Raw genomic sequence first — 24,020 nt, 5'->3', positions numbered from 1 at the left:
CCGCGATCGGTGTGCTCCGGCGCGCCCTGCGACCACGCCTGCCCACACTCTCGGAGGTACCCCCATGTCCCGTCGCGATGGCGACACCCTTCCCCTGACAGCGGCCCAGCGCGAGATCTGGCTCGCCGAACAGCGGTCCCGGAACCCGATCCCGGGCTACCGCGTCGGTGAGTGCCTGGAGATCCACGGGCCGGTGGACCGGGAGCTGTTCGAGACCGCGGTGCGCCGGGTGGTCGACGAGGCCGACGCCCTGCACGTGAGCTTCCTCGACGACGGCGAGGGCCCGCGCCAGGTCCTCCGGGAGAGTTGGGACTGGGCGCCGGCGCACCTCGACCTCAGCGGGGAGCCCGACCCCCGTGCGGCGGCCCGGGAGTGGATGGAACGTGACCTGCTGCGCCCGCTGGACCTCTCCCGCGACCCGCTGTTCGGGCACGCGCTGATCCGGCTGTCACCGACCGAGTACCTCTGGTACCTGAACTACCACCACGTGGTGCTGGACGCGCTGAGCAGCTCGCTGGTCCGGCAGCGGGTCGGCGAGGTGTACTCGGCGCTGGCCGGGGGCGGCGCCGTGCCGCCGTCCCCGTTCGGTTCCCTGCGGGACCTGGTCGACAGCGACGCCGCCTACCGCTCGTCCACCGACTTCGCCGCCGACCGCGCCTACTGGACGGAGCGGTTCGCGGACCGGCCCGCCCCCACCCGGCTCACCGGCGCCTCCCCGACCGACCCCAACCTCGCCCTCCGGCTGGCCGAGGAACGGGAACTGCGGCGCCCGGACGCCCTGCGGGCGGCGGCCGGCCGGGTCGGCGTCCGGTGGTCCCGGCTGCTGATCGCGGCGACGGCGCTCTACGCTCACCGGCTGACCGGCGCCCAGGACGTGGTGCTCGCCCTGCCCGTCACCGCCCGCCGGGGCGCCGACCGCGACCTGATGGCCGTGCCCGGCACGATGTCCAACGTGGTGCCGCTGCGGATGACGGTGCGGCCGGACATGTCGTGGCGCGAGCTCGTCGCCCAGACGGCACGGGAGGTCGAGGCGGCCGTCGCGCACGAGCGCTACCGCAGTGAGGACCTGCTGCGCGACCTCGGCGCGCCCGGCGGCATCGGGACGGCGTTCCCGCTGATCGTCAACATCATGGCCTTCAACTCCAGGCCGAGCTTCGCCGGGCACCCCGCCTCCGTGCACCACTTCGTGTCGGGCTCGACCACCGACCTCGCCGTCTGGGTGTTCGACTACCGGGACGGCAACCCCCCGCTCCTCAGGCTCCACGGCGCACCGCAGGCGTACGGCGACGACGACCTCGCCGCGCACCGGCAGCGGCTGCTCCTGCTGCTCGACACCCTCGCGGACTGCGACCCGGACGACCTGGTGGGCCGGATCGAGCTGCTCACGGCCGAGGAACACGGCGAGCTGGCGGCCGTCGGCAGCGGGCCGGCGGCGGCGGTCCCGGCCGCGAGCCTGCCGGAGCTGTTCCGGGAGCACGTGCGGGCGACCCCGGACGTCGTCGCGCTGGTCTGCGGGGACGTCTCGCTGACGTACGCGGAGCTGGACGCGCGCGCGAACCGGCTGGCGCACGCCCTGATCGCCCGCGGCGCCGGACCGGAGCGGCTGGTGGCGGTGGCGCTGCCGCGCTCGGCCGAGCTGGTGGTGGCGATCCTCGCGGTGCTGAAGACCGGCGCGGCGTACGTCCCGGTCGACCCGGAGTACCCGGCCGCCCGGATCGGGTACCTGCTCGACGACGCGCGGCCGACGCTGCTGGTGACCGACGCCCGCAGCGGCGAGCGGCTGCCCGAGGCGGGCTCCGTCGACCGGCTGGTGCTTGACACCGCCGACCTGGACGCGCTGCCGGATACGGACCCGAGGGTGGCCGTCGATCCGGCACACCCGGCGTACGTCATCTACACCTCCGGCTCCACCGGGCGGCCCAAGGGCGTGCTGCCGACGTACGGCGGCCTGCTGAACCTGCTCACCGACCACCGGCAGGCCATGTTCCGGCCGGTGCTCGACGGACGGCAGCGGCTGCGGGTCGCGCTGACCACGTCGGTGTCCTTCGACGCCTCCCTGAACCAGCTGCTCGCCCTGTTCGGGGGCCACGAGCTGCACGTTCTGGACCACGCGACCTGGACCGACCCGGACGCCTTCGTCGGCTACGCCGCGCGCTGCGGGCTCGACTACATCGAGGCCACCCCGTCCTACCTCCGGGTCCTGGTCACGCACGGGCTGTTGAGCGATCCGCAGTGGCGGCCGACGCTGGTCGCGGCGGGCGGCGAGGCCGTCCCCGAGCAGCTCTGGGCGGACCTGCGGGAGGCCGGAGGGGTTCGCGGACTCAACCTCTACGGGCCGTCCGAGTGCACGGTCAACTCGGTGGTCGCGCCGGTGGGTTCGAGCCCGCGCCCGGTCATCGGCCGACCCGTCACCAACGCCCGGCTGCACGTGCTCGACGGCGCCCTGCGGCCGCTGCCGACCGGCGTGCCGGGTGAGTTGTACATCGCGGGCGCGGGACTGGCCCGGGGCTACCTGAACCGGCCGGTGCTGACGGCCGGGCGCTTCGTGGCGGACCCCTTCGGGCCGTCCGGATCGCGGATGTACCGCACCGGGGACCTGGTGTGCTGGAACCCGGACGGGAACCTGGAGTTCCTCGGCCGGACCGACGACCAGGTCAAGGTTCGCGGCTTCCGGGTCGAGCTCGGCGAGGTCGAGGCCGTGCTCGCCGAACACCCCCAGGTCGCCCGGGCCGCCGTGACGGTGCGCAACGAGGAGGAACCCCGGCTGGTCGCCTACGCCGTTCCCGCGGCGGGGCAGGTCGTCCAGCCGGACGACCTGCGGGCCCGGCTGCGCGAGCGGCTGTCGGAGTACATGGTGCCGTCGGCGTTCGTGGTCCTGGACGCACTGCCGCTGACGCCGAACGGCAAGCTCGACCGGCGGGCCCTCCCCGCGCCCGAGTCACAGCCCGCCACGCCGGGCCGCGCCCCGCGCACCGCGACCGAGCACCTGCTCGTCGGGCTGTTCGCCGAGGTCCTCGGGGTGTCCGAGCCCGGCTTGGACGACAGCTTCTTCGACCTCGGCGGGCACTCGCTGCTGGCCACCCGGCTGGTCGCTCGGGCGCGGACGATCCTCGGCGTGGAACTGCGGCTGGGCGACCTGTTCGACGCGCCGACGGTGGCGGAGCTGGCGGCGGCGGTGGACGCCGCCGGCCGGGCACGGCCGGCCCTGGGACGGCGGGAGCGGCCGGGGACGGTCCCGCTGTCCTTCGCGCAGCGCCGGCTCTGGTTCCTGCACCGCATGGAGGGCCCGAGCGCCACGTACAACATCCCGCTGACGCTGCGGCTGTCCGGAGAGCTGGACCAGCGGGCCCTGGCGGCCGCCCTCGCGGACCTGGTCGAGCGGCACGAGAGCCTGCGCACGGTGTTTCCGGCGGTCGACGGCGTGCCGTACCAGCGGGTGCTGGACCCCGACGCGGCCCGGCCGCGGCTGCGGATGACCGAGGTCGGCGAGCGTGACCTGCCGGACCGGCTGGCCGAGGCGGCCCGGCGCGCATTCGACCTCGCCGCGGAGCCGCCGCTGCACGCCGAACTGTTCCGGCTGGGACGGGAGGAGCACGTGCTCCTCCTGGTGGTGCACCACATCGCCGGTGACGGCTGGTCGACGGGGCCGCTCTCGCAGGACCTGACGACCGCCTACGCGGCCCGCGCCGAGGGCGCGAAACCGGACTGGGCGCCGCTGACCGTCCAGTACGCCGACTACGCCCTGTGGCAGCGGGACCTGCTCGGCGACGGCTCGGACCCGGACAGCCTGCTGAACGGCCAACTCGCCTACTGGCGCGCGCAGCTGGCGGACCTGCCCGAGCAGGTGGAGCTGCCGTTCGACCGGCCCCGGCCGACGGCGATGTCCTACCGGGGCGCCCAGCTGCCGGTGCGGATCGACGCCGAGCTGCACCAGGGCCTGCGCGCGCTCGCCCGGGACGGCGGGGCCAGCCTGTTCATGGTGCTCCAGGCCGGGCTGGCCGCGCTGCTGGGCAAGCTCGGCGCCGGTACCGATGTCCCGATCGGAACGCCGATCGCCGGACGCACCGACGAGGCGCTGGACGACCTGGTCGGCTTCTTCGTCAACACCCTGGTGCTGCGCACCGACCTGTCGGGCGACCCGTCCTTCACCGAACTGCTCGGCCGGGTGCGCGCCGACGCGCTCGCCGCGTACGCGCACCAGGACGTGCCGTTCGAGCAGCTGGTGGAGGCACTGAACCCGTCCCGGACGCTGGCGCACCACCCGCTGTTCCAGACCATGCTCGCCCTGCAGAACGCTCCGCTCGGCGCGTTCGAGCTGCCGGGGCTGCGGGTGGCGACCGATCTGGTCCAGACCGGGACGGCCAAGTGCGACCTGACCTTCGTCCTGGCCGAGCAGCCCGACGGCCTCTCGGGCGTCCTGGAGTACAGCACCGACCTGTTCGACGGGGCCACCGCCGCCGGGATCGTCGAGCGGTGGCTGCGACTGCTGCGGGCCGTGGTCGCCGACCCCGGCCGGCGGATCGGCCGGGTGGACGTGCTGTCCGCCGACGAGCTGAGCGCCTTGCTGACGGCCGGCGAAGACCGGGACGGCGAGCTGCCGGAGACCGGCATCCCCGCGCTCTTCGAGCGGCAGGTCCGGGCGAACCCGGCCGCCGTCGCCCTCAAGGACGGCGAAGTCGCCCTGACCTACGGCGAGTTGAACGCCCGGGCCAACCGGCTCGCACACGCCCTGATCGGCCGGGGCGTGGGGCCGGAGCGGCTGGTGGCGGTGGCGCTGCCGCGCTCGGCCGAGCTGGTGGTCGCGATCCTCGCGGTGCTCAAGGCCGGCGCCGCGTACGTGCCGGTGGACCCGGAGTACCCCGCGGCCCGGATCTCCTACCTGCTCCAGGACGCCCGGCCCGCGCTGCTCGTGACGACCGGCCGGACCGGCGACCTGCCCGGAGCGGACGGCGTGGACCGGCTGCTGCTGGACACCGCCGACCTGGACGGACAGCCGGACACCGACCCGGAGGTCGCGGTCGACCCCGCCCACCCCGCCTACGTCATCCACACCTCCGGCTCCACCGGCGACCCCAAGGGCGTCGTGGTCCCGCACCGGAACGTGGTGCGGCTGTTCGACACCACCCGGGAACTGTTCGGCTTCTCCGCCGAGGACGTCTGGACGCTCTTCCACTCCTACGCCTTCGACTTCTCGGTGTGGGAGCTGTGGGGCGCGCTGCTGCACGGCGGCCGGCTGGTGGTCGTGGACCACGAGACCAGCCGCTCGCCCGGCCGGTTCCTGGAACTGCTCGCCCGCGAGCGGGTGACCGTGCTCAACCAGACGCCGTCCGCCTTCCACCAGCTGATCCAGGCGGACGCCGAGGCGCCCGGGACCGGCCGTGAACTCGCCCTGCGCACGGTGGTGTTCGGCGGCGAGGCGCTGGAGCCCGCCCGCCTCGCGAGCTGGTACGAGCGGCACCCGGACGACGCGCCGCGGCTGGTCAACATGTACGGCATCACCGAGACCACGGTGCACGTCACCCACGCGGCACTCGACCGGTCCGGTACCCCGGCCGGCCAGATCGGCACGGCGATCCCGGACCTGCGGGCGTACGTGCTCGACGGCGGCCTGTGCCCGGTCGCCCCGGGCGTCGCGGGCGAGCTGTACGTCGCGGGCGCGGGCCTGGCGCGCGGCTACCTGAACCGGCCGGGTCTGACGTCCGGGCGGTTCGTGGCCGACCCGTTCGGGCCGGCCGGCTCCCGGATGTACCGCAGCGGCGACGTGGTGCGCCGGGCGGCGGACGGCAGCCTGCGCTACGTCGGCCGGGCCGACCAGCAGGTGAAGGTGCGCGGCTTCCGGATCGAGCTCGGCGAGATCGAGGCGGCCCTCGCCGCGCACCCCGGCGTCGCCCAGGTCGCCGTGCTGGCCCGGCAGGACCGGGCCGACGACACCCGGCTGGTCGCCTACCTGGTGCCCGCCACCGGCACCGCACCGCGCGCGGCCGACCTGCGCGCGCACCTGGCCGGGCGGCTGCCCGAGCACATGCTGCCGTCGGCCTTCGTGGTGCTGGACGCGCTGCCGCTGACCGCCAACGGCAAGCTGGACCGCCGGGCCCTGCCCGCTCCCGACCTCGCCACCGCGGGCACCGGCCGCGCGCCGCGCACCCCGCAGGAGCAGGTCCTGTGTGAGCTGTTCGCCGAGGTCCTCGGCGCGACCTCGGTCGGCGTCGAGGACGGCTTCTTCGATCTGGGCGGGCACTCGCTGCTGGCCACCCGGCTGGCCGCCCGGATCCGCGCGACGCTCGGCGTGGAGATGCCGCTGCGGACCCTGTTCGAGGCGCCGACCCCGGCCGGCCTGGCCGCCGCCCTGGCGGCGGCCGGACCGGCTCAGGCCGCCCTGGTACGGCGCGAGCGCCCCGAGGTGATCCCGCTGTCGTTCGCGCAGCGGCGGCTGTGGTTCCTGCACCAGCTGGAGGGCGCCGGCGCCAACTACCACATCTCCCTGGCCTGGCGGCTGTCCGGGGCCCTGGACCGGCGGGCCCTGGAGGCCGCCCTGGCGGACGTGGTCGGGCGACACGAGAGCCTGCGCACCGTCTTCCCGGCGGTGGACGGCGTGCCGCACCAGCAGGTGCTGGACGTCGTGGCGGGCCGCCCGCGGCTGCTCGTGAGCCGGACCACCGAGGCCGAGCTGCCCGCCCTGATGGCGGCGGCGAAGGACCGGCCGTTCGACCTGGCGGGCGATGCGCCGCTGCGGGTCGACCTGTTCGAGCTGGCGCCGGACGAGCACGTGCTCCAGGTGGTGCTCCACCACATCGCGGGTGACGGCTGGTCGATGGGTCCGCTCGCGCAGGACCTGACCGCCGCCTGTGCGGCGCGCTGCCGCAGCGAGGAACCGCAGTGGGAGGAACTGCCGGTCCAGTACGCCGACTACACCCTCTGGCAGCACGAGCTGCTCGGTGGATCCGCCGAGCCGGACAGCCTGCTCGCCCGCCAGGCGGCCTACTGGACACGGCAGTTGGCCGATCTCCCGGAGCGGATCCAGCTGCCCGCCGACCGGCCCCGCCCGGCGGTCGCCTCGCACCGGGGCGGCTTCGTGCACGTCGGACTGGACGCGGAGCTGCACCGCGGTCTGCGCGAGCTCGCCCGGGAACACGGCACCAGTCTGTTCATGGTCCTCCAGGCCGGACTGGCGGCACTGCTGAGCAAGCTCGGCGCGGGCGACGACATCCCGGTCGGCAGCCCGGTCGCCGGCCGGACCGACCAGGCACTGGACGAGCTGGTCGGCTACTTCGTCAACACCCTGGTCTTCCGCACCGACACCTCGGGCGATCCGACCTTCGCCGAGCTGCTGGCGCGGGTCCGGGACACCTCGCTGGCCGGGTACGCCCACCAGGACCTGCCGTTCGAGCACCTGGTCGAAGCCCTCAACCCGGCGCGGTCGCTGGCGCACCACCCGCTGTTCCAGGTGATGCTGGCGCTGCAGAACGCGCCCCGGGCCGACTTCGCCCCGCCCGGGCTGCACGTCGACGACATGCCCCTGGCGACGACCACCGCCAAACTCGACCTGATCTTCACCATGTCCGAGCGGCAGGCGCGGGACGGTTCCCCGGAGGGAATCGACGGGATCGTCGAGTACGCCGACGACCTCTACGACCCGGCCACCGTCGAGACGATGTTCGGGCGCCTGGAGCGACTTCTCCGCGCCGCGGTCGCCGACCCGCAGCGGCGGCTGAGCCGGTACGGCCTTCTCTCCGCGGAGGAGCGCGATGAGCTGACGGCACTGGGCACCGGACCGGAGGTGGAGCTTCCGGCCGCGAGCGCGCCGGAGCTGTTCCGGGCACAGGTGCGGGCGACGCCGGACCTGGTGGCCTTGGTGTGCGGTGACGTCTCGCTGACGTACGAGGAGTTGGACGAGCGGGCGAACCGGTTGGCGCACGCCCTGATCGTGCGGGGCGCGGGGCCGGAGAGGATGGTGGCGGTGGCCCTGCCGAGGTCGGCCGAGCTGGTGGTGGCGATCCTCGCGGTGCTCAAGACCGGGGCGGCCTACGTCCCGGTCGATCCCGAGTACCCGGCCACGCGGATCGGGCACATGATGGACGACGCCGGCCCGGTCCTGGTGGTGACCGATGCCCGGACCCGGGACCGGCTGCCGGAGGCCCGCCCGGCCGGGTGGCTGGTGCTCGACGACCCGGCGACAGCCGCGCTGGTGGCCGACTGCCCCGCGACGGACCCCCTGGTGGCCGTCGAACCGAGGCACCCGGCCTACGTGATCTACACCTCCGGCTCCACCGGCCGGCCCAAGGGCGTGGTGTCGACCCACGGCGGCCTGCTCAACCTGTTCGTCAGCCAGCGTCCGCTGCTGTTCCCCCGGGGGACGAAGGAGCGGCTGCGGATCGGGCTGACCACCTCGGTGTCCTTCGACGCCTCTTGCGACCAGCTGTCCAGCCTGTACGCGGGCCACGAGCTGCACGTCCTGGACGAGGCGACCTGGTCCGACCCGGACGCCTTCGTCGACTACGTCAAGCGCGCCGGCCTGGACTACGTCAACGCCACCCCGTCCTATCTGCAAGTGCTCGTCGGACGGGGGCTCCTGGACGACCCGGGGCGCCGTCCCGCGGTGGTCTCGATGGGCGGGGAGGCCGTTCCGGACCAGCTGTGGGAGCGGCTGCGGGCCGTCGACCGCGTGTCCTGCCTGAACTACTACGGGCCGTCCGAATGCACGGTGGACGCCGTCGTCGCACCGCTGGAATCGAGTCCGCGCCCGGTGATCGGCCGGCCGCTCGGGGGTATCCGGCTGTACGTCCTCGACAGCACGCTGCAGCCCGTGCCCGCGGGCGTGGCGGGTGAGCTGTACCTCGCCGGCGCGGGCCTGGCCCGCGGCTACCTGAACCGGCCGGCGCTCACCGCGGCACGGTTCGTGGCGGACCCGTTCGGTCCGCGCGGTACGCAGATGTACCGCACCGGCGACCTGGTGCGCTGGGGCGCCGACCGGAACCTGGAGTTCCTCGGCCGGACCGACGACCAGGTCAAGGTGCGCGGCTTCCGGATCGAACTCGGCGAGATCGAGGCGGCATTGGCGGAACATCCGCAGGTCGCCCAGGTCGCGGTGACCGTCCGGGAGGACCGCGCAGGGGACGTGCGGCTGGTCGCCTACCCGGTGGCCGTCGCCGGGGCGGAACTCCGGCCGGACGAGCTGCGGGCCCACCTGCGCGAGCGACTGCCGGACTACATGGTCCCGGCTGCCTTCGTGCCCCTGGGGAGCCTGCCGCTGACCGCCACCGGCAAGCTGGACCGGCGCGCGCTGCCCGCACCCGTCCGCACCGCGCCGAGGACCGGCAGGGCCCCGCGCACACTGGAGGAACACGTCCTCGCAGAGGTGTTCGCCGAGGTGCTGGGCGTGGCCGAGGTCGGGGTCGACGACGACTTCTTCGAGCTCGGCGGACACTCGCTGCTGGCGACTCGGCTGGTGGCCCGGGCGCGTGCCACCCTGGGCGTCGAACTGGAACTGCGCAGCCTGTTCGAGACGCCGACGGTGGCCGGGCTGGCCGCCGGACTCGGCCGAGCCGGCCAGGCGCGGCTCGCGCTGCGCCACGTTGACCGGCCCGACCGGGTCCCGCTGTCCTTCGCGCAGCGCCGGCTGTGGTTCCTGGACCAGTTGGAGGGCGCCGGTTCGGTCTACAACATGCCGCTGGCGTGGCGGCTCTCCGGCCCACTGGACCGGGCGGCCCTGGAGGAGGCGCTGGCTGACGTCGTCAACCGGCACGAGAGCCTGCGCACGGTCTACCCGCAGGTCGACGGGGTGCCGTACCAGGACGTGCTGGACGCGCGGACGGTCCGGCCGCGGCTGCCGGTCACCAGGACCGGCGGGACGGACCTGCCGGAGCTGCTGGTGGCGGCCGCGGCGCGCGGATTCGACCTCGCCACCGAACCACCCCTGCGTGCCGAGCTGTTCGAGACGGCACCGGACGAGCACGTGCTGCTGGTGGTGGTCCACCACATCGCCGGTGACGGCTGGTCGCTGGGCCCATTGTCGGCCGACCTGGCCACCGCGTACGCGGCGCGCTGCCGGGGCGAGGAACCGCAGTGGGCGCCGCTGCCCGTCCAGTACGCCGACTACACCCTGTGGCACCACCAGCTGCTTGGCGACGCGGCCGACCAGGACAGCCTGTTCGCCCGCCAGACGGCCTACTGGACACGGACGCTGGCGGACCTGCCCGAGCAGATCCGGCTTCCCGTCGACCGCCACCGCCCCTCCGCACCCTCATATGCCGGCGGCCACCTCGCGATCGACCTGGACGCGGAACTGCACGGCGCACTGGTGCGCCTGGGCCGGGAGCACGGGGCCAGCGTCTACATGGTGCTGCAGGCCGCGCTGGCGGCGGTGCTGGACAAGCTCGGCGCGGGCGACGACATCCCGGTCGGCAGCCTGATCGCCGGCCGGACGGACCAGGCGCTGGACGACCTCGTCGGCTTCTTCGTCAACACCCTGGTGCTGCGGACCGACACCTCGGGCGACCCGTCGTTCGCCGAGCTGCTGGGCCGGGTCCGGGAGGACGCGCTCGGCGCGTACGCCCACCAGGACCTGCCGTTCGAGCACGTCGTCGAGGCCCTCAACCCGTCCCGGTCGCTCGCCCGTCAGCCGCTGTTCCAGGTGCTGCTCGCGCTGCAGAACGTGCCCCGCACGGAGTTCGAGCTGAGCGGTCTGGGCGCCGAGATCCTCCTGGTCCGCACGCCCACGGCGATGTTCGACCTCGGCTTCCACCTGCTGGAGCGCGGCGGCACCGGCGGGCCGGCCGAGGGCATCGTCGGGCGGGTCGAGTACAGCACCGACCTGTTCGAGCACACCACGGTGGAGGCGCTGGTCGCCCGGTGGCTGCGCCTGCTGGCGGCGGTGGTCGCCGAGCCGGACCGGCCGCTGAGCCGGATCGACGTCCTCACCGCCGAGGAGCGGCACGAGCTGCTGGTGGCGCGCAACGACACCGCCCGACCGGTTCCCGCCGACGGCCTGCCGGCCCTCTTCGAGGCGCAGGTCCGGGCGACCCCGCAGGCCCCGGCGGTGGTGTTCGAGGACACCGTGCTGACGTACCGCGAGCTGAACCGCCGGGCCAACCGCCTGGCGCACGCGCTGATCGCGCGCGGGGTGGGGCCGGAGCAGGTCGTCGCCCTGCGGCTGCCGCGCTCCGCCGAGCTGGTGGTCGCCGTCCTCGCCGTGCTCAAGACGGGCGCGGCGTACCTGCCGGTCGACCCGGACTACCCGGCCGCCCGCATCGCGTACATGCTGGAGGACGCCCGGCCGGCCGTCGTCCTGGACGACCTCGCGGCCGTCACCCCGGCAGAGGAGCGGCCGGAGCACGACCCGGCCGTCGCCGTGGACGCGCGGCACCCGGCCTACGTCATCTACACCTCCGGCTCCACCGGCCGGCCCAAGGCCGTGGTGATGCCCGCCGCAGGGCTGCTGAACCTGCTGGCGTGGCACCACGAGGCCGTCGGCGGCGAACCCGGCACCCGCACCGCGCAGTTCACCGCGATCAGCTTCGACGTCTCGGTGCAGGAGGTGCTCTCCGCGCTGCTGTACGGCAAGACCCTGGTCGTGCCGACCGAGGAGCAGCGCCGCAGCGCCGAACTGTTCGCGCACTGGCTCGACCGGCACCGGGTCGCCGAGCTGTTCGCACCCAACCTGGTGGTCGAGGCGCTGGCCGAGGCCGCCGAGGAGGCCGGGCTGGAGCTGCCGAGTCTGCGGCTGGTCGCGCAGGCCGGCGAGGCGATGCGGCTCGGCGGCGCGGTGCGCCGCTTCCAGGCCCGTCGCCCGGGCCGGACGCTGCACAACCACTACGGGCCTGCCGAGACCCACGTGATCACCGCTTTCCCGCTGCCGGCCGACCCCGCCGACTGCCCGCTTCCGGTGCCGATCGGCCGTCCGATCGACAACTGCCGGGCGTACGTGCTGGATCCGGCCCTGCGGCCGGTCGCCCCCGGCGTGACGGGTGAGCTGTACCTGGCCGGGGCGGGGCTGGCCCGCGGCTACCTGAACCGGCCCGGGCTCACCGCCACGCGGTTCGTCGCGAACCCGTACGGCCCGGCGGGCGCGCTGATGTACCGCACCGGTGACCTGGTCAGGTGGTCGGCCGACGGCGAGCTGGAGTTCGCGGGCCGGGTGGACCACCAGGTGAAGGTGCGCGGCTTCCGGGTCGAGCCCGGCGAGATCGAGGCGGAGCTGGCCGCGCACCCGGGCGTGGCCCAGGTCGCGGTGCTCGCCCGCGAGGACCGGCCGGGCGAGACCCGGATCGTCGCGTACGCGGTGGCCTCGACGCAGGACCCGGCCACTGCGGCGGCACTGGCGGCGTACCTGCGCGAGCGGCTGCCGGACCACCTGGTGCCGTCGGCCTTCGTGCTCCTGGACGCACTGCCGCTGACGCCGAACGGGAAGCTGGACCGCGCGGCGCTGCCCGCCCCCGACCTCGGCCCGGCCGGAGCCGGGCGCGCGCCGCGCACCCCGCAGGAGCAGATCCTGTGCGAGCTGTTCGCCGAGGTCCTGGGCGTGCCGCGGGTCGGGGTCGACGACGACTTCTTCGACCTGGGCGGGCACTCCCTGCTCGCCACCCGCCTGATGTCGCGGGTCCGGGCGACCCTCGGCGTCGAGCTGGAGCTGCGCAGCCTGTTCCGGACGCCGACGCCCGCCGGGCTCGCGGCCGGGCTGCACGGCGCGGGCACCGCGCGGCAGGCCCTGGTGCCCCGGCCGCGCCGTGAGCCGATGCCGCTGTCGTTCGCCCAGCGCCGGCTCTGGTTCCTCCAGCAGTTCGGCGCACCGAGTGCCACCTACCACCTGCCGCTGGCCCTGCGGCTGTCCGGCCGCCTCGACCGGGCCGCCCTGGGCGCCGCGCTGGTGGACGTGGTGGCCCGGCACGAGACCCTGCGCACGGTCTTCCCGCACACCGGCGGAGTCCCGCACCAGCGGGTGCTGGAGGCCGCCGAGGCCGTCGTCCCGCTGACGGCGCGCGCGGCCGGCGAGGCGGAGCTGCCGGCCCTGCTGCGCGAGGCGGCGGTGCGCGGCTTCGACCTGACCTCGGACGTGCCGCTGCGGGCCGAGCTGTTCGCGGTGGCGCCGGACGAGCACGTGCTGCTGCTGGTGATGCACCACATCGCCGGCGACGGCTGGTCGATGGACCCGCTGGCCCACGACCTCGCCACCGCCTACGCCACCCGGCAGGGCGGCGGGACACCCGCGTGGCCGCCGCTGCCGGTGACCTACGGCGACTACACCCTGTGGCAGCGCGAGATCCTCGGCGACGAGCACGACGCGGGCAGCGTGTTCGCCCGCCAGATCGGCTACTGGACCGAGGCGCTGGCCGGGCTGCCCGACCAGCTGCAACTGCCCGCCGACCGGCCGCGCCCGGCCGCCATGTCGTACGGCGGCGACCTGCTGGACATCCGGATCGACGCCGAACTGCACGCCGCCCTGGTGGAGTTGGCGCGGCGATCGGGTGCGACGCTGTTCATGGTGCTGCAGGCGGCGCTCGCCGCGCTGTACACGCGGTTGGGCGCGGGGACGGACATCGCGATCGGGAGCCCGATCGCGGGGCGTACGGACGAGGCGCTGGACGACCTCGTCGGGTTCTTCGTCAACACGCTGGTGCTGCGCACGGACACCGGCGGTGATCCGTCGTTCGCCGAGCTGGTGGGGCGGGTGCGGGAGGCGGCGCTGGAGGCGTTCGGGCACCAGGACGTGCCGTTCGAGCACCTGGTGGAGGCACTGAACCCGTCCCGGTCGCTGTCGTACCACCCGCTGTTCCAGACCGGGCTGGTCGTGCAGAACGCGCCGGGCGGCGACTTCGAACTCCCCGGCCTCCGGGTCTCCGGAGTGGCGGTGCCCACCGGGACTTCGCGGCTCGACCTGACCTTCGGCCTCGCGGAGGAGTACGGGCCCGGCGGTGCGCCGGCCGGGCTCGGCGGCGCGGTCGAGTACAGCACCGACCTGTTCGACCGCGCGACGGTCGAGACGTTGGTCGCCCGCTGGACCAGGTTGCTGGCCGCGGTCGCCGCGGCTCCGGACCGGCGGATCGGCGGGATCGACCTGCTGTCCGCCGAGGAGAGCGGTGAGCTGCTCCCCGCCGTGGAGGAAGGGGAGGCCGCGGCGAGCCTGCCGGCGCTGTTCGCGGCGCGGGTGGCGGCGGCGCCGGATGCGGTCGCGCTGGTCTCCGGCGGTGTCGAGCTGACGTATCGTCAGTTGGACTCCCGGGCGAACCGGTTCGCGCATGCCCTGATCGCCCGGGGTGTGGGTACGGAGCAGCTGGTGGCGGTGGCGCTGCCGCGGTCGGTGGAGTCGGTGGTGGCCGTCCTGGGCGTGCTGAAGGCCGGGGCGGCGTACCTGCCGGTGGATCCGGCGTACCCGAAGGCGCGGATCGCGTTCATGCTGGAGGACGCCCGTCCGGCGCTGGTGGTCGACGATCCGGCGCTGGTGGCCGAGGGCGACTGGCCGGACACCGATCCGGTGGTCGTGCCCGACGTCCGGCACCCGGCGTACGTGATCTACACCTCGGGCTCGACCGGCCGCCCCAAGGGCGTGGTGGTGAGCCACAGCGGCGTGTCGGGCCTGGTGGCGGCGCAGGTCGAGCGGCTCGGCGTGGTGCCCGGCAGCCGGGTGCTCCAGTTCGCCTCGCCCAGCTTCGACGCGTCGTTCTGGGACCTGTGCAGCGCCCTGCTGACCGGCGCCACCCTCGTCCTGGCCCCGGCCGAGGCCCCGCTGGAGGCCCTGACGGACCGCCGGCTCGACGTCACCCATGTGACGCTGCCGCCCTCGGCCCTGGCCGCGCTGGACGGCGCCGACCTCACGGCCACCACCCTGGTGGTGGCGGGCGAGGCCTGCCCGCCGGAGCTGGTGGCGCGGTGGGCGCCCGGGCGCCGGATGGTCAACGCGTACGGTCCGACGGAGACGACGGTGTGCGCGACGATGAGCGCCCCGCTGGCGGCGGGCTCGGGCGTGCCGCCGATCGGCCGTGCGGTCGCCGGCTTCCGGGTGTACGTGCTGGACGAGCGGCTCTGCCTGGTGCCGCCGGGCGTGGCGGGGGAGCTGTACGTCGCGGGGCCGGGGCTGGCGCGCGGCTATCTGGACCGGCCGGGCCTGACGGCGGGGCGGTTCGTCGCCTGCCCGTTCGGGGCGGTCGGCGAGCGGATGTACCGCACCGGGGACGTGGTGCGCCGGCGCGCCGACGGGGAGCTGGAGTACGTCGGCCGCGCCGACGACCAGGTGAAGGTCCGTGGCTTCCGGGTCGAACTCGGCGAGATCGAGGCGGCCCTGGCGGGGCACTCCGCCGTCGCGCAGTCCGCGGTCCTGGCCCAGGACGACCGGCTCGTCGGCTACGTCACGGCTCGTCCGGACACGACCGTCCGTCCGGCGGAGTTGGCGGCGTACCTGCGTGAGCGCCTGCCGGACTACCTGGTGCCGTCGGCGTTCGTGCTGCTGGAGGCGCTGCCGCTGACGCCGAACGGGAAGTTGGACCGGGCCGCGCTGCCCGCGCCCGAGGACGTGACCACGGCTGTGGGACGGGCACCGCGCACCCCGCAGGAGCAGGTCCTGTGCGAGCTGTTCGCCGAGGTGCTGGGTCGCCCGCAGGTCGGGATCGACGACGACTTCTTCGACCTCGGCGGGCACTCGCTGCTCGCCACCCGGCTGGCCGCCAGGGTGCGCTCGGTGCTCGGCGTGGAGCTGGGGCTGCGCGCGCTGTTCCAGGAGCCCACGGTGGCGGGTCTGGCCGGGTCGTTGATGGAGGCCGGCAACGCTCGCCCGGCGCTGACCGCGCGGGAGCGGCCGGAGGCCGTACCGCTGTCCTTCGCCCAGCGCCGGCTCTGGTTCCTGCACCGCATGGACGGTGCGGCCGCGACCTACCACATCCCGCTGGCGCTCCAGCTGACCGGGACGCTCGACCGGGCGGCGCTGGACGAGGCGCTGGCCGACGTGGTGGCCCGGCACGAGAGCCTGCGGACGGTGTTCCCGGAGGTGGGCGGCGTCCCGTGCCAGCGGGTCCTGGACCCGGCCGAGGCCCGGCCCCGGGCCGGGTTGACCGAGGTCTCGCAGGCCGAGCTGCACCACCGGCTCGCCGAGTTCGCCCGGCGGCCCTTCGACCTGGCGGCGGAGCCGCCGCTGCGGGCGGAGCTGTTCGCGGTGGCGCCGGACGAGCACGTGCTGCTGCTGGTGATGCACCACATCGCCGGTGACGGCTGGTCGACCGGCCCGCTGGCCCGCGACCTGGCCGAGGCGTACGCCGCCCGGAGCGAGGGCCGCGCGCCGAGTCGGTCGAACCTGCCGGTGCAGTACGCCGACTACACGCTCTGGCAGCGCGACCTGCTCGGCGACGCAGCCGACCCGCAGAGCCGGTTCGCCGAGCAGCTCGGCTACTGGAAGCGCCAGCTGTCCGACCTGTCGGAGCTGCTCCGGCTGCCCGCCGACCGGCCGCGGCCGGCCGTCGCGGGCTGGCACGGGGACCACGTAGGCCTGGAGCTGAGCCCCGAACTGCACGCCGCTCTGACCGAGCTGGCGCGGAACACCGGCACCAGTCTGTTCATGGTGCTGCAGGCGGCGCTGGCGGCGCTGTACACGCGGCTGGGTGCGGGGACGGACATCCCGATCGGGAGCCCGATCGCGGGCCGTACCGACGAGGGGTTGGACGACCTGGTCGGGTTCTTCGTGAACACGCTGGTGCTGCGCACCGACACCAGCGGTGATCCGAGCTTCGCCGAACTGCTCGGGCGGGTGCGGGAGACGGCGCTGTCGGCGTACGCCCACCAGGACGTGCCCTTCGAGCACCTGGTGGAGGCGCTGAACCCGTCCCGCTCGCTGTCCCACCACCCCCTGTTCCAGACCATCCTGGCCGTGCAGAACGCCCCGATGGGCCGGTTCTCGCTGCCGGGCCTGGAGGTGGCCACCTACGCGGTGGCCACCGGAACCGCCAAGTTCGACCTCGGGGTGAGCCTCGTCGAGCGGTTCGGCCCCGACGGCAGCCCGGACGGGATCGTCGGCGCGGCGGAGTACGCCACCGACCTGTTCGACCGCTCGACGGTCGAAGCCCTCGTGCGGCGCTGGACGCTCCTGCTGGAGGCGGTCACCGCCGACCCGGACCGGTCGATCGGGGGGATCGACCTCCTCGACTCCGACGAGCGGCACCGGCTGCTGGAACGGGGCAACGCGACCGCCCGCGAGGTGGGCGCCGTCCCGGTGCCGCAGGCCTTCGCGGCGCAGGTGGCGGCGACGCCGAACGCGGTCGCCCTCGTCCGCGGCGACGTCGAGTTGACGTACCGGGAGTTGAACGCGCGGGCGAACCGGTTCGCTCACGCGCTGATCGCCCGGGGGGTGGGCCCGGAGCAGCTGGTGGCGGTGGCCCTGCCGCGCTCGGTGGAGGCGGTGGTCGCGGTCCTGGGCGTCCTGAAGGCCGGGGCGGCGTACCTGCCGGTGGATCCGGTGTACCCGCAGGCGCGGATCGACTTCATGCTGGCGGACGCCCGCCCGGCGCTGATGGTCGACGACGCCGCCATGGTGGCCGAGGGCGACTGGCCGGACACCGACCCGGACGTCGCACTCGACGTCCGGCACCCGGCCTACGTGATCTACACCTCGGGCTCGACCGGCCGCCCCAAGGGTGTCGTGGTCCCCCACGGCGGTGTCGCGAGCCTGGTCGCCGCCCAGATCGAGCGGTTCGCGATCGAACCCGGCAGCAGGGTGCTCCAGTTCGCCTCGCCCAGCTTCGACGCCTCGGTGTCGGAGATCTACACCGCGCTGCTGCGCGGTGCGGCCCTGGTACTGCCTCCGGCGGCGGACCCGGTGGCCGCGCTGACCGACCCGGGCCTGGCGGCCACCCACGCGACCGTGCCGCCGTCCGTCCTGGCCGCCGTGCCGGAACGCTCGGTGGCGGTGTCGACACTGGTCGTGGCGGGGGAGGCCTGCCCGCCGGAGCTGGTGGCCCGGTGGGCGCCGGGCCGGCGGATGGTCAACGCGTACGGTCCGACCGAGACGACGGTGTGCGCGACCATGAGCGACCCGCTGTCCCCGGGGGCGGGCGTACCGCCGATCGGTCGGCCGATCGCCAACGCCCGGGTGTACGTGCTGGACGACCGGCTGCGGCCGGTGCCGCCCGGCGTTCCCGGCGAGCTCTACGTCGCGGGCGCGGGTCTGGCCCGCGGTTACCTGAACCGGCCGCGCCTGACGGCCGGACGGTTCGTCGCCTGCCCGTTCGGCCCAGCCGGTGCTCAGATGTACCGCACCGGCGACCTGGTCCGCTGGCTCGGCGACGGGCAGCTGGAGTACGTCGGCCGCGCGGACGACCAGGTGAAGGTGCGCGGCTTCCGGGTCGAGCCCGGCGAGGTCGAGACGGCCCTGGCCGAGCACCCGGCCGTCGCCCGGGCCGCGGTCCTCGCCCAGGACGACCGGCTCATCGGCTACGTCGTCCCCCGCCAGGAGGAGGCCCGCGACAGCGCCCTGGAAGCGGACCACGTGGGCGAGTGGCAGGACATCTACGACGCCCTGCCCATCGCTCCCGAGGACGCCGGCTTCGGCCAGAACTTCGTGGGCTGGAACAGCAGTTACGACGCTAGCCCGATCCCCGTCGAGCAGATGCGGGAGTGGCGGGACGCGACCGTCGCCCGCATCCTGGCCCTGCGCCCCCGCCGGGTGCTGGAGGTCGGCGTCGGCACCGGTCTGCTGCTCTCGCAGATCGCACCGCACTGCGAGACGTACTGGGCGACCGACTTCTCCGCCACCGCGATCGAGGCGCTCACCGCCCAGGTGGCCGGGCAGGAGGACCTGGCCGGGCGCGTGGTGCTGCAGACCCGCCCGGCGCACGACACCGACGGGCTCCCGGCCGGGGAGTTCGACACCATCGTGATCAACTCGGTGGTGCAGTACTTCCCGTCCGCCGAGTACCTCGCCGACGTGATCGGGAAGCTGATGGGGCTGCTGGCCCCCGGCGGCGCGCTCTTCGTCGGCGACGTCCGCAACCTGCGGCTGCTGCGTCCGCTGGCCACCGCCGTCCAGCTCCACCGGGTCGGCGAAGGTGCGGACCTCACGGCGGTGCGCCGCACGGTGGAGCAGGCCCTGCGGGTGGAGAAGGAGCTCCTGGTCGACCCGGACTTCTTCACCGTCCTGCGGGAGCACGGCGCGGACATCGGTGCGGTGGCCGTGGAGGTCAAGCGCGGCCGACACCACAACGAACTGAGCCGCTACCGCTACGACGTGACGCTGCACAAGCCACCGGTCACCCCGGCGGCCACGAGCCGGCCGGTCGAGCTGGAGTGGGGGCGGCAGGTCGCCGGCCTGGCCGAACTGCGCGAGCTGCTCGTCCGGCCGCTCGCGGGCGTGCTGCGGGTCACCGGGGTGCCCAACCGCCGGGTGGCGCGGGAAGCCGCTCTGGCCCGGGCCGTGCAGAACGGGGACGGCTCGCTCGCCGAGCTGCTGGAACGGATGCACGCCCCGGAGGACGGTGGCCTCCCCGATCCGGAGGACTTCCACGCCCTCGGGTCGGAGTTCGGCCGCTCGACGGCCATCACCTGGTCGGCCACCGCGGCGGACGCCGTGGACGTCGTCTTCACCGACCCCCGGGCGCTCCACGGCTCCCCGGTCGAGGCGTACCGGCCGGCCCGGGCCACGGGATCGTCGCTGTCCTCGCTGACCAACCGCCCGACCGGCAACCGGGGCGCCGGCGCCCTCCTGGGCGAACTCCGCGACTGGCTGCGGGACCGGCTGCCCGACTACCTGGTCCCCTCGGCGTTCGTGGCGCTGGAGGCGCTGCCGCTGACGGCCAATGGCAAGCTCGACCGCCGTGCGCTGCCCGCACCGGACCTCGGCCCGGTCGCGGCCGGACGGGCGCCGCGCACCCCGCAGGAGCAGCTCCTCGCCGAGCTGTTCGCCGAGGTGCTCGGCCTGGCCCAGGTCGGCGTCGACGACAGCTTCTTCGACCTGGGCGGGCACTCGCTGCTGGCGACCCGCCTGGCCTCCCGGGTCCGGGCGGTCCTCGGCGCGGAGCTGGAGGTCCGGACGCTGTTCGAGACCCCGACCGTGGCCGGGCTGGCCGCCGGCCTGGAGGGCTCCGGAGCTGTGCGGCCCGCACTGACCGCCCAGGCCCGCCCCGACCGGGTGCCGCTCTCCTTCGCCCAGCGCCGCCTGTGGTTCCTGCACCGGATGGACGGGCCGAGCGCCACCTACAACATGCCGCTCGCGCTCAGCCTGACCGGCGAACTGGACCGCCCGGCCCTGCACGCCGCGCTCGCGGACGTGGTCGCCCGGCACGAGAGCCTGCGGACGGTCTTCCGCGAGATCGACGGCGTGCCGTACCAGGTCGTGCTGAGCGCCGCTCAGGCGCGCCCAGCGCTGCCGGTGATGGAGATCGACGAGAGCGCACTGGCCGAACGGCTGGCGGAGACGGCCCGGCGCGGCTTCGACCTGGCCGCGGAGCCGCCCGTCCGGGCGGAGCTGTACGCGCTCGCCCCCGACCGGCACGCGCTGCTGGTCGTGGTGCACCACATCGCCGCCGACGGCTGGTCGATGGGCCCGCTCTCCGGTGACCTCGCCGCGGCCTACGCGGCCCGCTGCCGGGGCGAGGCCCCGCAGTGGTCCCCGCTGCCGGTGCAGTACGCCGACTACAGCGCCTGGCAGCGCGACCTGCTCGGGGACACCGCCGACCCGGACAGCCTGTTCGCCCGGCAACTGGCCTACTGGAAGGACGAGCTGGCCGGCGTCCCGCAACAGCTGCAGCTGCCCGCCGACCGGCCGCGTCCGCCGGTGGCCTCCCAGCGGGGCGACCGGGTCGCGGTCCGGCTGGACGCCGACCTGCACCAGGCCCTGCGGGACCTGGCCGCCGCGCGCGGCGCCAGCATGTTCATGGTGCTCCAGGCCGGACTCGCGGCCCTGCTCACCCGGCTCGGCGCCGGCACGGACATCCCGGTCGGCAGTCCGATCGCAGGCCGTACCGACGAGGCGCTGGACGAGCTCGTCGGCTTCTTCGTCAACACCCTGGTGCTGCGCACCGACACCGGCGGGGACCCCGGCTTCGCCGAACTGCTCGGCCGGGTCCGGCAGAAGGCGCTCAGCGCGTACGACCACCAGGACGTGCCGTTCGAGTACCTGGTCGAGGTGGTCAACCCCGCGCGGTCGCTGGCCCACCACCCGCTGTTCCAGATCATGCTGGCCCTGCAGAACGCGCCGCTCGGCGAGTTCGCGCTGCCGGGGCTGGAGACCGGCCACCTGGAGGCGCCGACCGGGACCGCGCGGGTCGACCTGACCTTCAGCCTGGCCGAGCAGTTCCGCCCGGACGGGGCCCCCGACGGCCTGGTCGGCGCCGTGGAGTACGCCACCGACCTGTTCGACGCGCCCACCGTGGAGCTGCTGTTCGAGCGCCTGGCCCGTCTGCTGCGCGCGGCCGTCGCCGACCCCGACCGGCCGATCAGCCGGATCGACATCATGCCCGTCGAGGAACGCCGCCGACTGCTCGCCGGCTCCAACGGCGCCGCGGCCGAGCTGCCCCGGGCCGCGGTGCCGGAGCTGTTCGCCCGCCAGGTGCGGGCCACCCCGGAGGCGGTCGCGGTCGTGGCCGGCGGCACCGAGCTGACCTACGCGGAGCTCGACCAGCGGGCCGGCCGCCTGGCGCGGGCGCTGATCCGCCAGGGCGTACGGCCGGAGACGCCGGTCGCGGTCATGCTGGACCGCTCGGCGGAGCTGGTCGTGGCGATCCTGGCGATCATCAAGGCCGGCGGCGCCTACGTGCCGCTGGACTCGCGCTTCCCCTCCTCCCGGATCGACCTGATCCTGCGGGAGAGCGGGGCCGCCCTGGTGCTCACCCGGGAGGTGCTCACCGCACTGGTGCGGTCCGAGGCCGCCGATCCGTCCGACGTCGAAGTCCCCTGTGAACCCGGGCAGTTGGCGTACATCATGTACACCTCCGGCTCGACCGGCCGACCGAAGGGCGTGGCCGTCACCCACCGTGACGTGGCGGGCCTCGCGCTCACCCCCGAATGGCGGGGCGGTGGACACGAGCGGGTGCTGATGCACTCCCCGACGGCCTTCGACCTCTCCACCTACGAGCTGTGGGTCCCGCTGCTCAACGGCGGCCGGGTCGTGGTGGCGCCGCCGGAGCAGCTCGACCTCGACCTGCTCCAGCACACGATCACCTCGAACGGGGTGACCGGACTGTGGCTCACGGCCGGACTGTTCCGCCTGGTCGCCGAGGAGCGCCCGGGCCTGCTCGCCGGGGTGCGCGAGGTGTGGACCGGCGGCGACGTGGTCTCCCCGGCCGCCGTCGCCCGGGTGCTGGCGGCCTGCCCCGGCATCGCGGTGGTCAACGGCTACGGGCCCACCGAGGCCACCACCCTGGCCACCTGGCACCCGGTGGGCGACCTCCCCGAACACGCCGCGACCGTGCCGATCGGCCGGCCGATGGCGAACACGCGCGCCTACGTGCTCGACGACCGGCTGCGCCCGATGCCGACCGGCATGGTCGGCGAGCTGTACCTCGCGGGGACGGGCGTGGCCCGCGGCTACCTCGGGCGGGCCGGCCTGACGGCGGAGCGCTTCACCGCCGACCCGTACGGGCCGTCCGGCAGCCGGATGTACCGCACCGGCGACCTCGCGTCGTGGCGGACCGACGGCGCGCTGGACTTCGCCGGACGCGCCGACCACCAGGTCAAGCTGCGCGGCCTGCGGATCGAGCCCGGCGAGATCGAGGCCGTCCTGGCGGGCTGCCCGGGCGTCGTCCAGGCGGCCGTGGTCGCCCGCGAGGACCGGCCGGGCGACAAGCGCCTGGTCGCCTACCTGGTGCCCGCCCCCGAGGGCGCGCCCGAGGCGGCCGAGCTGTCCGGCCGGCTGCGCCGCGACCTGCCCGACTACATGGTGCCGGCGGCGTTCGTCACCCTGGACGCGCTGCCGCTGACCGCCAACGGCAAGCTCGACCGGGCCGCCCTGCCCGCCCCCGAGTACGGGGCCTCGGATGCCGGGCGCGGACCCCGGACGCCGCAGGAGCAACTGCTGTGCGGTCTCGTCGCCGAGGTCCTCGGCCGGGAGCAGGTGAGCATCGACGACAACTTCTTCGACCTGGGCGGGCACTCGCTGCTGGCCGCCCGCCTGGCCTCCCGCGTCCGCGAGACGCTCGGCCTGGAGTTGGGCCTGCGCATGCTGTTCGAGGCGCCGACCGTGGCCGGTCTCACCGAGCGCCTGGTCATGGACAATCCCGACGACGCGTTGGACGTGGTGCTGCCGCTGCGTTCGACCGGGACCGGCACACCGCTGTTCTGCGTCCACCCCGGCGGCGGCATCAGCTGGTCGTACAGCGGACTGCTGAACCACCTCGGCCCGCAGCACCCGGTCTACGCCATCCAGGCACGCGGCCTCGGCCGGCCCGAACCCCTGCCGACGTCCTACGAGGAGATGGCGGCCGACTACGCCGACCAGATCCAGAAGATCCAGCCGGAGGGCCCGTACCTGCTCCTCGGTTGGTCCGCCGGCGGGCTGATCGCCCACGCGCTCGCCTGCGAGCTGCAGTCGCGCGGCGAACGGACCGCACTGCTGGCGATCCTCGACGCCTACCCGGTGAAGGACGTGCAGTTCGCGGAGGTGCCGGTGCCCACCGTGCGCGACGTGCTCGTCGGGGTGCTCGACGTCGACCCGGACGAGCTGGGCGACCAGGAGATCACCTACGCCGAGGTTGCCGAGGTCCTGAACCGGCGGGGCAGCGCGCTGGCCGGCCTGAACGAGCGACAGATCGAGGTGATCGTCGAGATCATGATCAACAACGCCAAGCTGGCGGTCGACTTCGTCCCCGGCAGGTTCGGCGGAGACCTGCTGCTGTTCAACTCCACGATCGACCGGGCCGAGGACAACGCGGGGCCCGCAATCTGGCGCCCGTACGTCGCCGGCCGGATCGAATCCCACGAGATCACCACCCGGCACGACCGGATGACCCAAGCCGGCTCGCTCGCCCAGATCGGGCCGATCCTGGCCGCCAGGATCACCGAGACGACCGGCGACACCGACGGCACCACCACCCTTTCCCACCAGGAGGACTGAC

1 protein-coding gene is annotated in these 24,020 nt (G+C 74.6%); it reads left to right on the top strand.

What is annotated here, in order from left to right:
* Positions 1 to 64: 64 nt before the first annotated feature.
* Positions 65 to 24,019 carry a non-ribosomal peptide synthase/polyketide synthase gene (locus ACIOGZ_RS40340; RefSeq protein ID WP_400989590.1) on the top strand — a complete coding sequence of 7,985 codons (23,955 nt, stop codon included), beginning with the start codon at positions 65 to 67 and terminating at the stop codon, positions 24,017 to 24,019.
* The last annotated feature ends 1 nt before the right edge of the window (position 24,020 follow it).

It is taken from the genome of Kitasatospora sp. NPDC088160, from assembly GCF_044741445.1.
GTDB lineage: Bacteria > Actinomycetota > Actinomycetes > Streptomycetales > Streptomycetaceae > Kitasatospora.
This window is presented reverse-complemented; position numbering and strand designations above follow the sequence as displayed.

Bases quoted from the DNA above. Each gene is read 5' to 3' on its own strand.
- ACIOGZ_RS40340 (WP_400989590.1), top strand. From the start codon at position 65: ATGTCCCGTCGCGATGGCGACACCCTTCCCCTGACAGCGGCCCAGCGC.